At 47.0% G+C, this 16,172-nt stretch carries 14 protein-coding genes; 10 read left to right on the forward strand and 4 right to left on the reverse strand.

Annotation, left to right across the window (positions count from 1 at the left end; genetic code table 11):
* Nucleotides 1-56: 56 nt before the first annotated feature.
* The gene (locus tag C6G87_RS01625; RefSeq protein ID WP_104751810.1) at nt 57-983 is read right to left on the reverse strand and encodes a glycosyltransferase; all 927 of its coding nucleotides are present in this window, start codon (nt 981-983) and stop codon (nt 57-59) included.
* Nucleotides 984-1,279: 296 nt separating this feature from the next.
* Here C6G87_RS01625 and ppk1 point away from each other — a divergent pair, with 296 nt between their 5' ends.
* The 10 genes from ppk1 (at nt 1,280) to C6G87_RS01675 (ending at nt 11,384) form a co-directional block, all read left to right on the forward strand.
* Complete coding sequence (ppk1, locus tag C6G87_RS01630) at nt 1,280-3,301, forward strand: polyphosphate kinase 1 (RefSeq protein ID WP_104751811.1); 2,022 nt, start codon at nt 1,280-1,282, stop codon at nt 3,299-3,301.
* Nucleotides 3,294-4,331: a dihydroorotate dehydrogenase (quinone) gene (gene pyrD, locus C6G87_RS01635; RefSeq protein ID WP_104751812.1), complete on the forward strand. Its 1,038-nt coding sequence runs from the start codon at nt 3,294-3,296 to the stop codon at nt 4,329-4,331. The genes ppk1 and pyrD overlap by 8 nt, the downstream gene beginning before the upstream one ends.
* Nucleotides 4,332-4,333: 2 nt before the next feature.
* On the forward strand, nt 4,334-5,689 hold the full coding sequence (locus tag C6G87_RS01640; RefSeq protein ID WP_199767596.1) for a M16 family metallopeptidase: 1,356 nt from the start codon (nt 4,334-4,336) through the stop codon (nt 5,687-5,689).
* Nucleotides 5,690-5,692: 3 nt separating this feature from the next.
* Nucleotides 5,693-6,577 (forward strand): 4-hydroxy-tetrahydrodipicolinate synthase, encoded by an 885-nt coding sequence (dapA, locus tag C6G87_RS01645; protein ID WP_199767598.1) that lies wholly within the window; start codon nt 5,693-5,695, stop codon nt 6,575-6,577.
* 17 nt (nt 6,578-6,594) lie between these two features.
* Nucleotides 6,595-7,365: an enoyl-ACP reductase gene (locus C6G87_RS01650; protein WP_199767599.1), complete on the forward strand. Its 771-nt coding sequence runs from the start codon at nt 6,595-6,597 to the stop codon at nt 7,363-7,365.
* Between the two features lie 14 nt (nt 7,366-7,379).
* A complete protein-coding gene (locus C6G87_RS01655) occupies nt 7,380-8,036 on the forward strand; it encodes a phosphatidylglycerophosphate synthase (RefSeq protein WP_104751815.1) in 657 nt (218 codons plus the stop codon).
* A gap of 24 nt (nt 8,037-8,060) precedes the next feature.
* A complete protein-coding gene (pgsA, locus tag C6G87_RS01660) occupies nt 8,061-8,621 on the forward strand; it encodes a CDP-diacylglycerol--glycerol-3-phosphate 3-phosphatidyltransferase (RefSeq protein WP_104751816.1) in 561 nt (186 codons plus the stop codon).
* On the forward strand, nt 8,621-9,640 hold the full coding sequence (gene rseP / locus C6G87_RS01665; protein ID WP_104751817.1) for an RIP metalloprotease RseP: 1,020 nt from the start codon (nt 8,621-8,623) through the stop codon (nt 9,638-9,640). The genes pgsA and rseP overlap by 1 nt, the downstream gene beginning before the upstream one ends.
* Nucleotides 9,615-10,337 carry an outer membrane beta-barrel protein gene (locus tag C6G87_RS01670; RefSeq protein ID WP_104751818.1) on the forward strand — a complete coding sequence of 241 codons (723 nt, stop codon included), beginning with the start codon at nt 9,615-9,617 and terminating at the stop codon, nt 10,335-10,337. The genes rseP and C6G87_RS01670 overlap by 26 nt, the downstream gene beginning before the upstream one ends.
* Before the next feature lie 414 nt (nt 10,338-10,751).
* A complete protein-coding gene (locus C6G87_RS01675; protein ID WP_324761391.1) occupies nt 10,752-11,384 on the forward strand; it encodes an outer membrane protein in 633 nt (210 codons plus the stop codon).
* On the opposite strand, the gene pepE is transcribed toward C6G87_RS01675, so the two are convergent.
* The 3 genes from pepE to C6G87_RS01690 are packed head-to-tail and all read right to left on the reverse strand — an operon-like array spanning nt 11,381 to nt 16,171.
* Nucleotides 11,381-12,076, reverse strand: coding sequence for a dipeptidase PepE (gene pepE / locus C6G87_RS01680; protein WP_104751820.1), 696 nt, complete (start codon nt 12,074-12,076; stop codon nt 11,381-11,383). The two genes, C6G87_RS01675 and pepE, sit on opposite strands and share 4 nt — an antisense overlap.
* Nucleotides 12,073-14,484 carry a pyruvate, water dikinase gene (gene ppsA, locus C6G87_RS01685; protein WP_104751821.1) on the reverse strand — a complete coding sequence of 804 codons (2,412 nt, stop codon included), beginning with the start codon at nt 14,482-14,484 and terminating at the stop codon, nt 12,073-12,075. The genes pepE and ppsA overlap by 4 nt, the downstream gene beginning before the upstream one ends.
* 28 nt (nt 14,485-14,512) lie before the next feature.
* Complete coding sequence (locus C6G87_RS01690; RefSeq protein WP_158653068.1) at nt 14,513-16,171, reverse strand: bifunctional chorismate-binding protein/class IV aminotransferase; 1,659 nt, start codon at nt 16,169-16,171, stop codon at nt 14,513-14,515.
* Nucleotide 16,172 lies beyond the last annotated feature (1 nt).

A 16,172-nucleotide genomic window follows, 5' to 3' on the forward strand; every position in this document is an offset into this window, starting at 1 on the left:
GAGTGTGTTAAAAAGTAACTTTAGACTAGAGGGTTTACGGCATGGTGATAAAAATCCTATTTTCTTGCCTTAACGATGTATTTTAACAATTTCGCCTTCATGCGTCCTGCTAATGCGCGCCATCCTTCAGAAAACAGGCGTTCTTTTACAGCTTTAAGGTAGCTCTTTAAGAATTTGAAAGGGATGACAAAAACAAGAGTAAGAGTACTATATTTATTGGAGAAATAGAACTGATACACGGTTTCTTTAATAAAAAAGGATTGTCTGCAATCCCAGTTTTGCAAAAAATCATGGGCAAAAGGGGTTTGCAATAGGATTTCCAGCCACAAGCCGGCTTTCAAACTAAGGGGTAAATCCCAAGGCTTGGGCACCCCATGGAAGTCACAGTAATGTAGGATGATAGGACGATCTAGGCTTTCTTGCAGGAAGGGTAGATCGTTAGGATGAACATAGTCTATAGTCCTGCTTTCGTAGTGAGCCGGAAAAACGCAATATTTAAGGGGCAGCTGTGCAATCTCATTTGGCCATACAAAAGAGATAAGTTGGGGTTCGTTAAGAATTTGTTGGGTGTGGATGCGATCTAGAACTTTTTGTGTCCAGTTGTGCGTGCGCATGTAGGTCAAATTACACAGCCAAAATCCTTCAAGAGCATGGCGGTACTCACTAGTAAAGACTGCATGCAAGTAGTAAGGCTCAGAGGTATTTAGTGTGAGAAAATCCAAAGTGGGGTCGTCTAAAAATAGCACATCTACATCGGTCCAAATAATCTTATCGTATTGAGGAAATAAGTCTGCTAAAAAGTACTTAACAAGTACCATCTGAGAAAAGCGCGCCAAAAACGCCGGAGGGAAGGGATTATGGATTTTTTCTAGCCATGCTTCAATATTGATAAAATCTAGACTAATAAAATGAGCATAGGGTTCTAAGATAGAGGTGAGTTTTTGTAAGTCGTTTGAGGTGAGCCCAATACTAAAGATGTGAATCGTGTAAGTGGGGGGGGGGGGGAAGGGGGGGGGGGGGGGGTAATGCGTTCCCTAGAGCGCTGCAGACATGTTAATAAAGAGTGGATTGCCACCGCTGCCGGACAGAGATAGTTGCGATCAAAAGCCATCGCGATGGGGACATGGGACATGCTCAAAAAACTCCTCATGGGATTTTGAAATGCTTAACTTTATCAAAACACCCTTTGAAATTACTTTAGAATTAGGCCAGAGGTTATGTATTGATTAACTCTAGTATTGTAGGATAAACTCAAATATTTGTGTAGAAAGTTTTTGGCATGGGTTTGGCGCGTTTGTATTTTAACCGAGAACTTTCATGGCTACAATTCAACACGCGGGTCTTAGATCAGGTTTGCGACACTAAGTTACCTCTTTTAGAACGCTTGAAGTTTCTAGCCATTTATGGCACAAATTTAGACGAGTTTTATATGATTCGTGTAGCTGGACTTAAGCATTTGAGCGAAGAAGGGGGGGTTAAGGTGGGCGTGGATCAGATGAGTCATGATAAGCAACTCAAACGCATCCACCACTATCTGCGTGCCGAACAACGCATTGTGCAAGAGCAGTTTTTAGAGCTTAGGGCAGGTTTAAGTGCCGTGGGCTTGTCTTTGATTGATGGGGTGCAGGAGCTTTGTCAAAGACACCGAGATAAATTGCAAGATTATTTTGAAAATACGCTTTACCCTCTAGTGTTACCCATTGTGTTAGATCCGGCGCGTGCCTTTCCCTTTTTAAGTAATTTAAGCTTTGGATTAGTGCTCAGTTTAAAACGCCACAAGCATGCGCATAAAACTTATGGCATTATCAAAATCCCTGCAGTGGTAAAACGCTTTGTAGAAGTAGAAAAAGGGGTGTTTGTGCCTGTGGAGGAGGTGGTACGCGAATTTGCACCCCTGCTCTTTGAAAAGCATGATGTGCTCGCCAGCATGGTTTTTAGGGTTACTTGTGATGCAGACATGGAGATCATCGAAGATGAGGGGCATGATTTAGTCGAGCTCATCAGTGAGGGTTTGAGGACACGCAACCGGGGCGATGTGGTGCGCTTGGAGGTGAGTGGGGCACATGAAGATCTCTTGGACTTTATCAAGCATAAAATGCCCGGGGTAGATGTCTACAAAAGTCATATTCTCTTAAATTTAGGCTCTTTGTGGGAGTTGGTGAATACAAAGGGCTATAGCGCACTCAAAGCCCCGATTTTTCACCCCAAAGTGCTCCCCCCCTTGAGCGATTTAGAACACCATGCCGATATGTTCGATCTGTTAGACAAGCAGGATATTTTTCTCTTCCACCCTTACGAAAGCTTCGATCCTGTGGTGCAATTTATCCAAGACGCGGCTAAAGACCCTTATGTCTTAGCCATTAGGATGACTCTTTATCGCGTGGGCAAGCAATCCCCCCTTGTCAAAGCACTAACAGAAGCTGCCCCCCACAAACAGGTGAGTGTGCTCGTGGAACTCAAGGCGCGTTTTGATGAAGAGAATAATTTACACTGGGCTAGAGCCTTAGAGGACGCAGGCGCGCATGTCATCTATGGCGTGCCCAAGTTGAAGGTACATGCCAAACTCGCCCTTGTGGTGCGTAAGGTAGACGATCAGATTAGAGGATATGTACACCTGAGTACAGGCAATTACAATATTCAATCAGCGAAAGTCTATACGGATATTAGTTTGCTTACTTCTAACAAGCAAATTGCCTATGATGTCTTAAAATTGTTCCACTCACTCAGTACGGGCGTTTCTGCAAAAACCCATTTACAAACCTTATTTATGGCACCAAAACAAATTCGGGGTCAGATGCACGATCTGATCCAAAGCGAAATGCGCTTTAAAGAAAAGGGGCACATCATCTTAAAAGCCAACGCCTTAGTAGACCCGGATATTATCCAAGACCTCTATGATGCCTCGCGTGCAGGAGTTAAAATCGATCTGATTATCCGCGGGATTTGTTGTTTGCGCCCCCAAGTGGAGGGCTTGAGTGAGAATATTCGTGTTTTCTCTATTGTGGGGAAATATTTAGAACACGCGCGCATTTATTATTTTGCCCACGATCGCGCCAAACTCTATTTTTCTAGCGCCGACATGATGACGCGCAATTTAGACAAGCGGGTAGAATTGCTCATTCCGGCCCCTTCTAAGAGTATTCAGCGCAAATTATTCCATATTTTGCACACTCAACTCAAAGATAATGCACAATCCTATACACTTGAACCCGATGGTACTTATCACAAAGTACCATGTAAAGGGGCGTGCTTTGATGCTCAAGCTTTTTTTGAGCAAGAAGTAGAAAGAGTGCATGGGTAGATTTTACAATCTAGCTAAAAAGCTGTTGTTCTCTCTAGAACCTGAGAGCGCGCATACTCTAGCTGAACAAGTTTTAAAACTCTTGGGCTGGTGTCCCTACTTGGTACGCCCCTACCAACATCCCATGCTAGAAAACACCATTTTAGGCATGTCCATGCCAAATCCTATCTGTCTAGCGGCCGGGTTTGATAAAGACGCCACCATGTTAGCCGGGCTAAATCAATTGGGTTTTGGGGGGGTTGAGGTGGGCACAGCCACTCCCCGCCCCCAATATGGCAACCCCAAGCCGCGCTTGTTTCGATTCCCCAAGCAAGAGAGTTTGCAAAATGCGATGGGTTTCAACAATAAGGGCGTGGCGCGCTTGGTGGCGCGCTTAGAGCGCGTGCGTCCGCTTGCATGCATGGTGGGGGTCAATGTGGGCAAGAATAAAGAGACTCCCCTAGAACACGCCCTTAAGGATTACCAACAGGCCCTGCAAGCCAGCTTGGGCGTGGGGAATTACTATGTCTTTAATCTCTCTTCGCCCAACACGCCCAATCTTAGAGATTTGCAAAATAACGCCTTTGTGGGGGAGCTCTTTTCTATGGCGCGCACACTCACACACAAACCCCTTTTTTTAAAGGTCGCCCCCGATCTGCCCAGCGATGCGCTTTTAAAAGTGTGCGCGAGCGCGCTTGAGCACGGCGCGCATGGCATTATCGCCACCAACACCACTCTAGATTACGCGCTCTTGCCCGGGGCAAAGCCCTTTGGGGGGATTAGCGGGCAGGTTTTAAAAACTAAGAGTAGGGAAGTGTTTAAGCAAATTGCGCAGGCGTTTTTTGGGAAAGCGGTCTTGGTGTCCGTGGGGGGGATTGATAGTGCGCAAGAAGCCTATGAACGCATTAAGATGGGGGCGCATTTTGTGCAGATTTTCACGGGTTTTATTTATCAAGGTCCTTCAATTTGTAGACAAATCAATCAAGATATAGTAAAATTGTTGCAAAGAGACGCTTTGGACTCTATTCAAGATGCCATTGGGATTGGGTGATGATGGGATTGATGTTTTTGAAACGGGTTTTACAAATTCTGATCTTAAGCTTACTAGGAGCAACCATGTTAGACGCAGCGGAAAAACAAGGGTGCTTATCTTGCGTGCCCTTGCCCAAGTATTACAGCACCACTTTAGATAATGGTTTGCAGGTGGTCGCCGTGCCTTTAGCCAATAAAAGCGGGGTGATTGAGGTAGATGTGCTCTACAAAGTGGGCTCACGCAATGAGATGATGGGCAAGAGTGGGATCGCTCACATGCTCGAACACATGAATTTTAAGAGTACTAAACATCTCAAAGAGGGCGAGTTTGACGCGATTGTGAAGAGCTTTGGGGGGGTGAGCAACGCCTCCACTAGCTTTGATTACACCCGCTACTACATCAAGGCGAGCAACACCCATTTGGACAAGTCCTTAGAACTCTTTGCGGAGATGATGGGCTCTTTGCAGCTTAAAGAGAGTGAATTCATGTCTGAGCGCCAAGTGGTGGCTGAAGAGCGTTTGTGGCGCACGGACAATTCGCCTCTAGGCTATCTCTACTTCCGCTTTTTTAACACCGCCTTTGTCTACCACCCCTACCACTGGACTCCCATTGGTTTTATGGAGGACATCAAAAACTGGAAACTCAAGGACATTAGAGATTTCCACTCTTTGTACTACCAACCCAAGAATGCGATCGTGCTTGTGGTGGGGGATTTAGACCCCAAACAGGTCTTTGAACAGGCTAAAAAACACTTTGGAGCGATCAAAAACACCACGACACAGCCCATTCCAGATGTCTATATGCAAGAGCCCCTACAAAATGGTTTGCGTCAAACCACTATTCACAAAAAGGATCTCTCTTTAGAGTGGCTTGCCATTGGTTACAAAGTACCCCCTTTCTTGCATAAGGATCAAGTCGCACTCAACGCGTTAGCCAAGTTGCTCACGCAAGGGGATAGCAGTTTGTTAAAAAAAGATCTTGTAGATCGAAAGCGCCTAGCTTCTCAGGTGTTTGCGCAAAATATGGAACTCAAGGACGCGAGCGTGTTCTTGTTCATCGCGGGGGCAAACCAAAATGTAGAAGCGCTCAAGATCAAACAAGAGATTTTGAATATTCTAGATCAGATCAAGCATGGGGGTGTCACCCAACAGCAATTAGATAAAGTTAAGGTGAATCACCGCGCGGACTTCATCGCTAGCTTAGAAAATTCTTCAGATGTGGCGGAGATTTTTGCCGAATACCTCACACAGGGGGACATTAAAGACATTGCAGAATACCAAACTCAGTTTGATGCGCTAGAGGTCAAGGACATCGTACGTGTGGTCAATGAATATTTCCGCGATGATGTTTATAGCAGTGTTGTTTTAAAACCCTAAGAGATTTCCATGAACGCGCTAAGTGCTCTGATCACCCCCTTTAAAGCGGATCGTACCGTTGATGAGGCCACTTATGCCGCTCTGCTTGAGCGCCAAATCCGGCATGGCATGGACGCGTGTGTGCCGGTGGGTACAACGGGTGAATCGGCGACTCTCACCCATCAGGAGCACATGCGCTGTATTGAGATCGCCATTGAGGTGTGCAAACCCAGGGGGATTAAAGTCTTAGCAGGGGTGGGGAGCAACGCCACTAGCGAGTCGATCATGCTGGCCACCTTTGCCCAAAGGGTAGGCGCAGATGGGATTTTATGCGTGAGCCCCTACTACAACCGCCCCACCCAGCAGGGGCTTTTTGAGCACTATAAAAGCATCGCCAATTCTGTAGAGATCCCTCTAATTCTCTACGATGTGCCCGGGCGCACAGGGGTGCAAATCGCCACACAAACCGCAGCTAGACTTTTTCAAGAGGTCAAAAATGTCGTGGGTATTAAAGAGGCCTCCGGGATGATGCAAAGATTGCCCGATCTGGATCGCTTTGCTGAGGGGATTTTAGTCTATAGCGGGGAGGACAAACTCAACCATGCCATCATGGCTTGCGGGGGGGTAGGGGTGATTTCTGTTACCGGGAATTTACTGCCTAATAAGATTTCTGCGTTGGTACAAGCCGCCCTCAAGGGGGATTTAACCACTTCGCGTGCGATTCAAACAGAACTTTACGACATCAATACGGCTCTCTTTTGTGAGACTAACCCCATTCCTATTAAAGCAGCCATGCACATAACAGGCTTGCTCCCTCACTTGGTCTATCGCCTTCCCCTAGTGGCCCCTAGCGTGGACAACATGCGCAGTTTAGAAACCATCTTAGAGAAATACGAGGTATTGGCATGAATGTATCAGAGCAGACCATGCGGGGCAAAACCCTAGTGGTGAGCGGGGCAACACGCGGGATTGGTAAGGCGATTGCCTATAGATTTGCCCAAAATGGGGTCAATGTGGCGTTCACTTACCATAAGAACGAAGAAGAAGCCCATAAGATTGTTCAAGAAATGCAAGATCGCTACAAGGTCAGGGCGCACGCTTATCGCTTGGATATTTTAGAACCCGAACAATATGTAGAGCTGTTCAAGCAAATTGATGCGGATTTTGATCGCATCGATTGTTTTGTGTCCAACGCGATCATTTATGGACGTTCTGTGGTGGGAGGGTTTGCCCCCTTTATGCGCCTCAAGCCTAAGGGTTTGAATAATATCTACACCGCCACGGTGTTAGCCTTTGTAGTGGGGGCCCAAGAGGCGGCTAAACGCATGAAGATGGTCGGAGGGGGGGCGATCGTTTCTTTGAGTTCTACGGGCAATTTGGTGTACATGCCCAATTACGCCGGGCATGGCAATTCTAAAAACGCGGTAGAAACCATGGTCAAATACGCCGCGATGGATTTGGGCGAATTTGGGATTCGTGTGAATGCGGTGAGTGGGGGGCCTATTGACACGGACGCGCTCAAAGCCTTCCCGGATTATGCGCAGGTGAAGCAAAAAGTAGAAGAACAATCCCCCCTAAAGCGCATGGGCAACCCGGCAGATTTGGCCGGTGCGGTGTATTTTCTGTGCGACCCAGCCCAAAGCGCGTGGCTAACCGGGCAGACCATTGTCGTAGATGGGGGCACGACCTTTAAATAGGGGTTGATCCTTGTATGACCATTTTTATAGAGAATAGCCCACAATTACAAAGCGCTAGGAAGTATATCCTTTGTGCGATGGCGTTGTGGTTTGTGCTAGCCTTAATCACTCTTATTAGCGCGCCCTCTTGGTTCGCGCACGCGCCTAAGAACCTCAGCGCGTCTTTGAAGTCGCCTTGGATGGGGTTTTATTTGTTCTTGTGGTTGCTGATGTTTGTAACCCAAGTGGTGGGCTATTATAAGCTAGCAAAAGTGGGGCGCAATCTCTTGCTTTTTAGATGCGTCGTTCTCCCCCACATTGCGCACGCGCTTTTATCCTTATGCGGACTATTGGTATTCAAAAACCCTGCGGATATGTTGCAACTCAAGATTTTAACCCTTGATCTTTATGTCTATTTCAAGATTTTAATCCTTGCTCTTTATGCCTATTATAGTTGTCGTTTGTGCGTAGAACTCACGCGGGTAACCCAAAATCCCCTATTTAAACGCGGGATGTTGACTATTGGACTTTGCTTTGCGTTTATTCTCTTTGTGGGGCTAGCATTTGCTAATGTGCCTGTGCCTATGTATGTTATCTTTGTGATGGGTTGGCTATGGGCAGTGGTAATGTTAGTGGGGTGGGGCATGATTGCGGCGGGTTTTGTGCAACTTAAACAAATTAGCTGCCCCTAAGGGGCGCTTGTGCTGACAAAATGCATGCGCCATATCCCCAATATCCTCACTATCCTGCGCATTTTTCTAGCGATCTTTTTGCTCTTTTTTATTTTGCATGGAGATAGTCTCTTCAAAATCTCTAAATTGCACACCAATTATCTAGAATCCTTGATCTTTTTGGGCGCAGCGCTCACGGATTTTTTAGACGGCTATATCGCTAGAAACTACCACTTGAAAACCCTATTTGGTGAAATCTTTGACCCTTTAGCGGATAAAATTCTCATCTTAGCCGCTTTCTTGGGCTTGCTCTATTTGGATCGCATCAACCCGTGGATCCCCTTTGTGATCTTAGGGCGGGAGTTTTTCATCGCGGGGCTGAGAATCTCGGTCTCTAACATGGGCAAGAGTATTGCGGTGAGTCGTTTGGGCAAGTATAAGACCTTTTTGCAAATCATTGCCATTAGCTCTCTTTTGGCGGACCTGCACTTAGGCAGCGTTGTCGTGGGGCATTATTTAGTCGCCCTCGCCCTCTTTGCTACTTTGTATTCAGGCATGGATTATGTGATCAAATACTACCGCCTCGTGCGCGCTTTGGAGATTTAATGGGATGGCTGGCTTCTATTGTGGCTTTGGGGTTTTTGATCTTCTTTCACGAATTGGGGCATTTCTTGTGCGCGCGCGCGTGCGGGGTGGGGGTAGAAGTCTTTAGTATCGGCTTTGGGCGCAAACTTTGGGCTAAACGCGTGGGCAACACCCAATACGCCCTCTCTATTATCCCCCTAGGAGGCTATGTCAAACTCCAAGAAGACCCCATAGAGCACCCAAGTAGCTACCCCAACCAACCCCTTTTTAAAAAGTTGCTGATCTTGAGCATGGGGCCTCTCTTTAATCTCCTGCTCGCCTTTATGATTTACTTGGGGGTGGGTTTAGTCGGGCATGCCAGTTTGGCTCCTGTGGTGGGTGCGCTCACCCCTGATATGCCTGCTAGTCAAAGCGGGGTTAAAATAGGGGATCGCATTGTCGCTGTAGATGGCACAGCCATTAGAGATTGGCAAGAACTTTTCAACGCCATTCAGCGCGCACAGGGGGCTATTACCCTGCAAATTAAGCGCGATCATCTCCTCAATATCACCCTCACCCCCGCGCTTAAGACCGCGCAAAACGCCTTTAAAGAGAGGGTGCAAACTAAACTCATCGGCATTGCCCCATCTAAAGAACAAGTATGGGTGCGCTATGGATTTTTAGAATCTACTCAGCGCGCCTTTAGCCAGCTTACAGACATGTGCACACTGATTTTTAAGGGGATTGAAAAGCTCTTTGTCGGTGTGGTGAGTGTGTCTGAAATTAGCTCGGTGGTGGGGATTGTGGACTTTATGGCGCACCAACAAAACCTAGCCTTGCTGCTGAGTGTTGCCTTTATTTCTATCAATTTGGGGGTGTTAAACCTCCTGCCCATCCCGGTTTTAGACGGGGGGCAGATGGTCATTGTGCTCTATGAGAGCTTGACAAGGCGCAAGCTCAAAAGCGCTCATTTAGAAAAACTCAATCTCTTAGGGCTGGCTTTACTCATCGCCCTGATGGCTCTAGGGCTCTTTAATGACGCGCGCCGCTTGGTGGGCTAGCCCTTTAAAATTTCGCTTCTTTAAGCTTTTGGCTAGTCTTGTTGTGTTGATTTGTGCACCCTTGAGAGCTGAGGATTCGGGCATTTTTTTAGGGGGTGGTTTCCAATACGCGCCCTTTACCCCCCAATATACTTTCCCTCTCAAAAAAGAACACCTTTATGGGGGCAACGTAGAAATGGGTTGGATGAGTTTTTTATGCCAGAAAAAAGCTAAGGATAAACCCTATTGCGCCAAGAGTAGCCCTTTTGGAATGCGCTTTTACGCCCTTTTCAGCCGCCAGTTTGGCAACCATAACACCTTGCAAAATTACTTTGCAGGGGGTGCTTTTGACTTGCTCTTTAATTTCCTAGACAATACCACATGGACTTTTGGGGGTTTTCTCGGAGGAGCGGGCGGGGGGAGTGTTTGGAAGTTGCCTCATTACTCCTATGCTAATTTCCAATTTATGATTAATGTGGGTTTGCGCTTCACATATGCCTATACAAGAACTCTAAATGGTGGATACAAATGGAATAAACACATCAAATGGCAGAAGATCATCAATGGGCTAGAGGTGGGTGTGCGCATCCCTACAATTAGAAGTTATGAAACTTACCGAGATCTTGTAGTGTTTGTGAATTACACATGGGGGACATGCTGGGGGACTTTGCGCAACTGCCATCAAAAAGACACCGCTCTTCTTAAAATTTCTAAATAAGTTTAATTAAATTAAAGCTTAAGCGGTGCTATTATTTTGATCTTTATTTCACATTAGTAAAGGAAGTTTTGGTATGTTAAGTATCAGCAATCAGCAATCAGCAATCAGCAATCAGCAATCAGCAATCAGCTTAAGCGGGCATTTTTAGGCTTTGGCGCGTTAAGTCTTTTTGCGCTAACCCCTCTAAGTGCAGAAGATAATGGGGTATTTGTTGAGGGCGGGTTTGAGTATTCGAATTTTTCAGGGGTAAATACAAAGAATCAGACATCTTTCACATTCCAAAATAGTGGAAGCCCGCCCTGTCAAAACAACGGATACGGCAACACTTATCTACTACCCGGATCTTCAACGACATGCTTCCAACCCGCTGCTGCCAATATCACCACTTACAATGGTAATCTTTATGGAGCAGATATTCAATTTGGATACAAGCAATTCTTTGGTCAGAAAAAACATTTTGGGTTGCGCTACTATGGCATATTTAGCGGACAAGGGGGAAGTTATAGCTCTATTTACGGAAGCTCTACTTATGGATATGCTTCCATAAACCAACCCTCTGCTAACCTCTTTTACGGAGTAGATATAGATGCCCTCTTTAACTTCTACGAAAGAAATAACCGCACATTTGGGGTTTTTGCCGGTGTGATGATTGGGGGGAGTTCATGGCTTATGGGCAAAAGTACCACTCCAAATGATTGTCAATGGACAATAGAATCTAATTCCTCTAATCAATCTACCTGCACCACTATGAATGATAGCTACAGCTACGAGGCAGGACAAGTTAACAAACCCAATAGTGGAGGCAAAGCTACTTTCTCGCCCACTTTCGTGCAATTCATTTTCAATGTTGGTCTTAGAACTAACTTTACCAAACATCAAGGCTTTGAATTTGGTGTGCGTATCCCTACTATTGATGATCCCTATTACACGATTACAAATACTCTAGGTGGTGGCAATGGCTGGATGATGGGCGGTTTAGGTTCAAAAGAGACCATCACCTTTAGACGAAATGTAGCCCTCTATTGGAACTATGTCATTAACTTCTAAATCGTGGGTCTAGTTTTGACAAGTTGGGGGGGTTGGTGGCACTCAAACTTGTAAAAGGGTCGGCTAGCTACATGTAAGGGAGTGTGTTGTTCTCCTTGCACCCACAACGCGCCCCCATCGGGCATGCCATACACGATCGCTTGAGGATTGAGGGCTAAAAACTCGGCGATTCTCTCTTGGCGACTCTCTCCCTCATGATTAGCCGAGCCTGTGGGAAAATGCGGGTTAATTTGGTAGGGCACTAAATTTAAAGCCTGCAAACTAGGGGGGTGAGTGATGGGCATGTCATTGGTGGTGTGGATACTGGGGGTCGCCACATTAGAACCAGCCGACCAGCTCAAATAAGGCACGCCCGCTTTAACGCGCTCTCTAATCACCCCTAAGAGATCATGCGCATACAGCCCCTCTAAAAGCTTAAAACTATTCCCCCCATTCATGATAAAACCCGCGCAGGTGTGGATGATCTCTAAGCCTCTATGCACGCCCACCACCTCTATATCAAAATCTTTCAAGAGCACGCGCATGTTGGTTTCGCATTCTTCTTGACTCCTGAGCACACTCCCATAGGCGATTAGGGCGAGTTGTTTTCCTTTGAGGCGGTGGCGTGTGAAGAAAGTTTGAATCCAAGGCAGGGCGTATTCTAAAAATTTGCCCTGATAGAGCGCCCCTGAGAGCAAGAGTAAAGAGCTCATGTGTGGCTTTCTAATTGCACAACTCTATTCCAAGTGGCGATCACCGAGTCCGGATTGAGCGAGAGGGAGCTAATGCCCTGCTTGACTAGAAACTCTGCCACCTCAATGTAATCGCTGGGGGCTTGCCCGCAAATCCCACAATACTTGCCATGTTTTTGGCACGCCTCAATGGCGCGCTTGAACATCTCCAATATCACCGGGTTGCGCTCATCAAAGACATGGCTGACCAACTGCCCATCCCGATCCACGCCCAAAGTGAGCTGGGTTAGATCGTTGGAGCCAATGGAGAAACCATCAAAGAGAGACAGGAAGTCATCAGCCAAGATCACATTCACGGGCAATTCGCACATGATATAAATTTCTAGCCCATTTTTGCCCGACTCTAGCCCATTTTTGCGTAAAATTTCTAAGACTTTTTTAGCCTCCTCAATGGTGCGCAAGAAGGGGATCATAATTTTCATATTGGTTAGTCCCATCTTTTCACGCACCAAACACAGAGCCTCACACTCCCAAGCAAAGGCTTCTTTATACAAATCCGAGTAATAGCGACTCGCCCCCCTAAAACCTAGCATGGGGTTTTCTTCATGGGGTTCATACGCGCTCCCCCCTAGCATGCGCATGTATTCATTGGATTTAAAATCGCTGGTGCGCACAATCACCGGCTTAGGATAAAAGGCAGCGCTAATCATCCCCATCCCCTCGGCGATCTTTTTGACAAAAAAGTCCTTAGGGCTTGCATACCCGGCGATCAAATTCTCTAGTTGATCGCGCTCAGGCACGCTTTTATTATGGTGCAAATCCACCAGGGCTAGGGGGTGGGCTTTGATTTGGTTGAGCATGATGAGCTCCATGCGCGCCAACCCCACGCCGTGATTGGGTAATTGAGAGAATTTAAACGCCTTCTCTGGATTGCCAATGTTAAGATAGATTTTAGTCTTGGGTTCTTGCAGCGCGTCTAAAGCGATACGCTCCACTTCAAAGGCATGCGCGCCCGCGTAAATATAGCCCGTCTCCCCTTGCGCACAAGAAATCGTAACCTCCATGCCCGTATAAAGCGATTCGGTCGCCCCAATCGCCCCCACAATGGTGGGCACGCCAATCTCTCTAGCCACAATGGCGGCATGGCAGGTGCGCCCGCCCCGATTAGTCACCACCGCGCTCGCTTTTTTCATGATGGGCTCCCAATCTGGGTCGGTGTTGTCGGTTACTAAAATCTCGCCCTCTTTGAAAATATTCATGTGATCGAGACTATTGATCACGCGTACCTTGCCTATGCCAATCTTGCCCCCGATGGCTTTGCCCGTGAGCAAAACCTCTTTGGGCGCATTGCTTTTAAAATGGTATTTTTCATACACCTTAGCGCTTTGTTTGAGACTTTGGCTCTGCACGGTCTCAGGGCGCGCTTGCACGATGAAGATCTCCCCACTATCCCCATCTTTTGCCCATTCAATGTCCATAGGGCGGTACTGCCCGGCTTCTTTGGTGTAGTGCTCTTCAATGATAGCCGCATCGCGCGCGAGGTTCAAAATATCGCTATCACTCAAAGAAAAACTAGCTTGTTCTTTAGGGGTGGTGGGGATGGTTTTGGTGGGGTGTTCGCTCCCTCGACTCGCATACACAATTTTATTACTCTTATCACCCAGTTGGCGCTTAATAATGGGTTCTTTGCCTTGGGCTAGAGTGGGCTTAAAGACATAAAACTCGTCCGGATTGACCAACCCCCCCACCACGCTCTCCCCCAAGCCCCAAGAAGAGGTGATAAAGACCGCATCTTTAAAGCCGGTTTCCGTGTCAATAGAAAACATCACCCCCGCGCTCGCCTTGTCCGCGCGCACCATTTTTTGCACCCCCACACTCAAAGCCACCTTCAAGTGATCAAACCCCCTAGAAGCGCGGTAACTAATGGCGCGATCGGTAAAAAGCGAGGCTAGGCATGCCTTGATGTAGTGAATCAATTCTGTTTTGCCCTTCACATTTAAATAGGTGTCTTGTTGCCCGGCAAAGGAGGCATCGGGGAGATCCTCCGCAGTGGCAGAAGAGCGCACCGCGACATCGGCTTCACGCATGCCATATTCATCACTGAGCATTTTGTACGCCTGTAAAATCTCATCGCGCAAATCAGCAGGGAGGGGCGTGCCAAAGATGAGATCGCGAATCTGTTTGGAGCGCATTTTGAGCACATCTAATTCGGTCGCGTCCACGCCCTCCAAGAGGGCTACAATCTGTTCTTTAATCCCCCCTTTTTCTAAGAGATACCAATAGGCATCGCTGGTGATGGCAAAGCCATTAGGCACTTTAATGCCACTGGGCACGAGTTCTTGAAACATTTCCCCAATGCTGGCATTCTTGCCCCCAACTAAGGCGACATCTCTGTTATTGATCTCTTTGTAAAGTTTGATGTAGCGCATAAGACCCCTTTGTGGTGTGATGTAGAAATTATAACATGGGCGTATCTAGCCTAAGCTCTACCATGCCCCTAATGGCGTTGGTGGCATAAATTTTATCTGCCCGCTTCAAGTCCTCTAAACTCAACTCTTTAGGGGTGCAGTGCCCCGCCTCAACCAAGCGTGTAACTCCCACTCCCTTTAATAACCCTGCGCCAAATTTGGGGGTATAGAGTTGCCCTTCTAACTCTAAAATAAGATTGCTGCGCGCCCCCTCTGTAAGCCTCCCTTCAGAAGTGTAGTGCAACACATCAAAACAAAGCCCTTTAGCAATGAGCGCACGCGCTTCTTCATACCACGGGGTGTAGGTGGTTTTATGGGTTAAAAAATCATTATGGGGGTCTAAAGGTTTAGGAGCTAAGAGGAGTTTAGTACTTTTTGGGGGTTCTAGGGGGCTGTATTCTAGGCTATGACTGCCATCTTTATGCCACTCTAGGCGTAAAATCCCATCTTGGGTAGGTTGGTAGTGTTCTAGCCAACGATCATAGGTGAAGTTAAAATAACGCGCGCTATTTTTTAGACGCTGGGCGTGTAAATCTCTATGGCAAATTTCTAAGTGGCGCACGAGCATGGTTTCAATGAGGCTAAACTCCATTTTAGGCAGAATAAAGAAACTCTTTAGATGGCATTCTTGATACTCAGATTCTAGCTGGCTAGCCTGTGTTACCCCACTGCCCACGCACAAAGTGTAGGTTTGACTCTGCGCGGGCGCACACATGGTGCGGATAGGCACATTAAAGAGGGCTTGGTGTGCGTCCACTACCCCAATCGCCCCACAATACACGCCCCGATCATGCTTTTCTAAATCCTCAATCAAACGCATGCTTTTTTGTTTAGGTTCGCCGGTTACAGAGCTAGAGGGGAAGATCGCCTGCAAAAGGGGGAGAAGTTGGGGGTTTTTAAGCGTGCCCACTAAAGTAGAAGTCATCTGAAAGAGGGTTGGGTGCGCCTCTACTTCGCAAAGTTTGGTAACTTCTATATTGTGCGCGATTTGAGCGAGTTCTTGGGCGAATAAATCCACCACCATCGTATTTTCATGGCGGTTTTTAGGATCGCTTTGTAAAAACTCCCGGTTGTGTGCGTCTTGTTCAGGAGTAATACCGCGCGCGATTGTGCCCTTCATAGGTTTAACGCAGATGCTTTGTCTGCCATAATCCACATCAAAGAAAAGCTCGGGCGAAAAACTTAAGATAGTTTCAAAGGGGCTTGGTAAAAAAGCGCAATAAGGGGTGTGTTGGTTGCGCAAAACTTGCTCAAAAATGGCGCGGGGGGTGGTGTGGGTTTTAAGATGCAGGGGCAAAGTCAAGTTCACCTGCGCACATTCGCCATCTTCAAAGGATTTTTGAATCGCCTTGAATTGTGCGGCATAGGTGTTAAAGTCTATAGGTGTGTCAATTTGGGGGTAAAAAACCATGTTTTCTAGGGGCTTGGGGGTGTAGGTTTGCCTCTTGGCAAACTGGGTAAAGTAGGCGATGGGGGTGGTGCTTTTAGAGGCGCTTAGAGCGTGGTAATGCACATAACCTACGAAATAGCCGCTATGGCGTTGTGTGTCTATTTGGGCGAGCAAGTCCTGCAACTGCTTGCTATCAAAGGCACTTAAACTTTGCAAGGGGCTATGGTAATAAAACTCCCCAAAAATGGCTTCTTGCATC

Source organism: Helicobacter baculiformis, from assembly GCF_900197685.1.
GTDB classification, from domain to species: Bacteria; Campylobacterota; Campylobacteria; order Campylobacterales; family Helicobacteraceae; genus Helicobacter; species Helicobacter baculiformis.

Bases quoted from the DNA above. Each gene is read 5' to 3' on its own strand.
- ppk1 (WP_104751811.1), top strand. From the start codon at position 1,280: ATGGGTTTGGCGCGTTTGTATTTTAACCGAGAACTTTCATGGCTACAA.
- pyrD (WP_104751812.1), top strand. From the start codon at position 3,294: ATGGGTAGATTTTACAATCTAGCTAAAAAGCTGTTGTTCTCTCTAGAA.
- C6G87_RS01640 (WP_199767596.1), top strand. From the start codon at position 4,334: ATGGGATTGATGTTTTTGAAACGGGTTTTACAAATTCTGATCTTAAGC.
- C6G87_RS01650 (WP_199767599.1), top strand. From the start codon at position 6,595: ATGCGGGGCAAAACCCTAGTGGTGAGCGGGGCAACACGCGGGATTGGT.
- C6G87_RS01655 (WP_104751815.1), top strand. From the start codon at position 7,380: ATGACCATTTTTATAGAGAATAGCCCACAATTACAAAGCGCTAGGAAG.
- pgsA (WP_104751816.1), top strand. From the start codon at position 8,061: ATGCGCCATATCCCCAATATCCTCACTATCCTGCGCATTTTTCTAGCG.
- rseP (WP_104751817.1), top strand. From the start codon at position 8,621: ATGGGATGGCTGGCTTCTATTGTGGCTTTGGGGTTTTTGATCTTCTTT.
- C6G87_RS01670 (WP_104751818.1), top strand. From the start codon at position 9,615: ATGACGCGCGCCGCTTGGTGGGCTAGCCCTTTAAAATTTCGCTTCTTT.
- pepE (WP_104751820.1), bottom strand. From the start codon at position 12,076: ATGAGCTCTTTACTCTTGCTCTCAGGGGCGCTCTATCAGGGCAAATTT.
- ppsA (WP_104751821.1), bottom strand. From the start codon at position 14,484: ATGCGCTACATCAAACTTTACAAAGAGATCAATAACAGAGATGTCGCC.
- C6G87_RS01690 (WP_158653068.1), bottom strand. From the start codon at position 16,171: ATGCAAGAAGCCATTTTTGGGGAGTTTTATTACCATAGCCCCTTGCAA.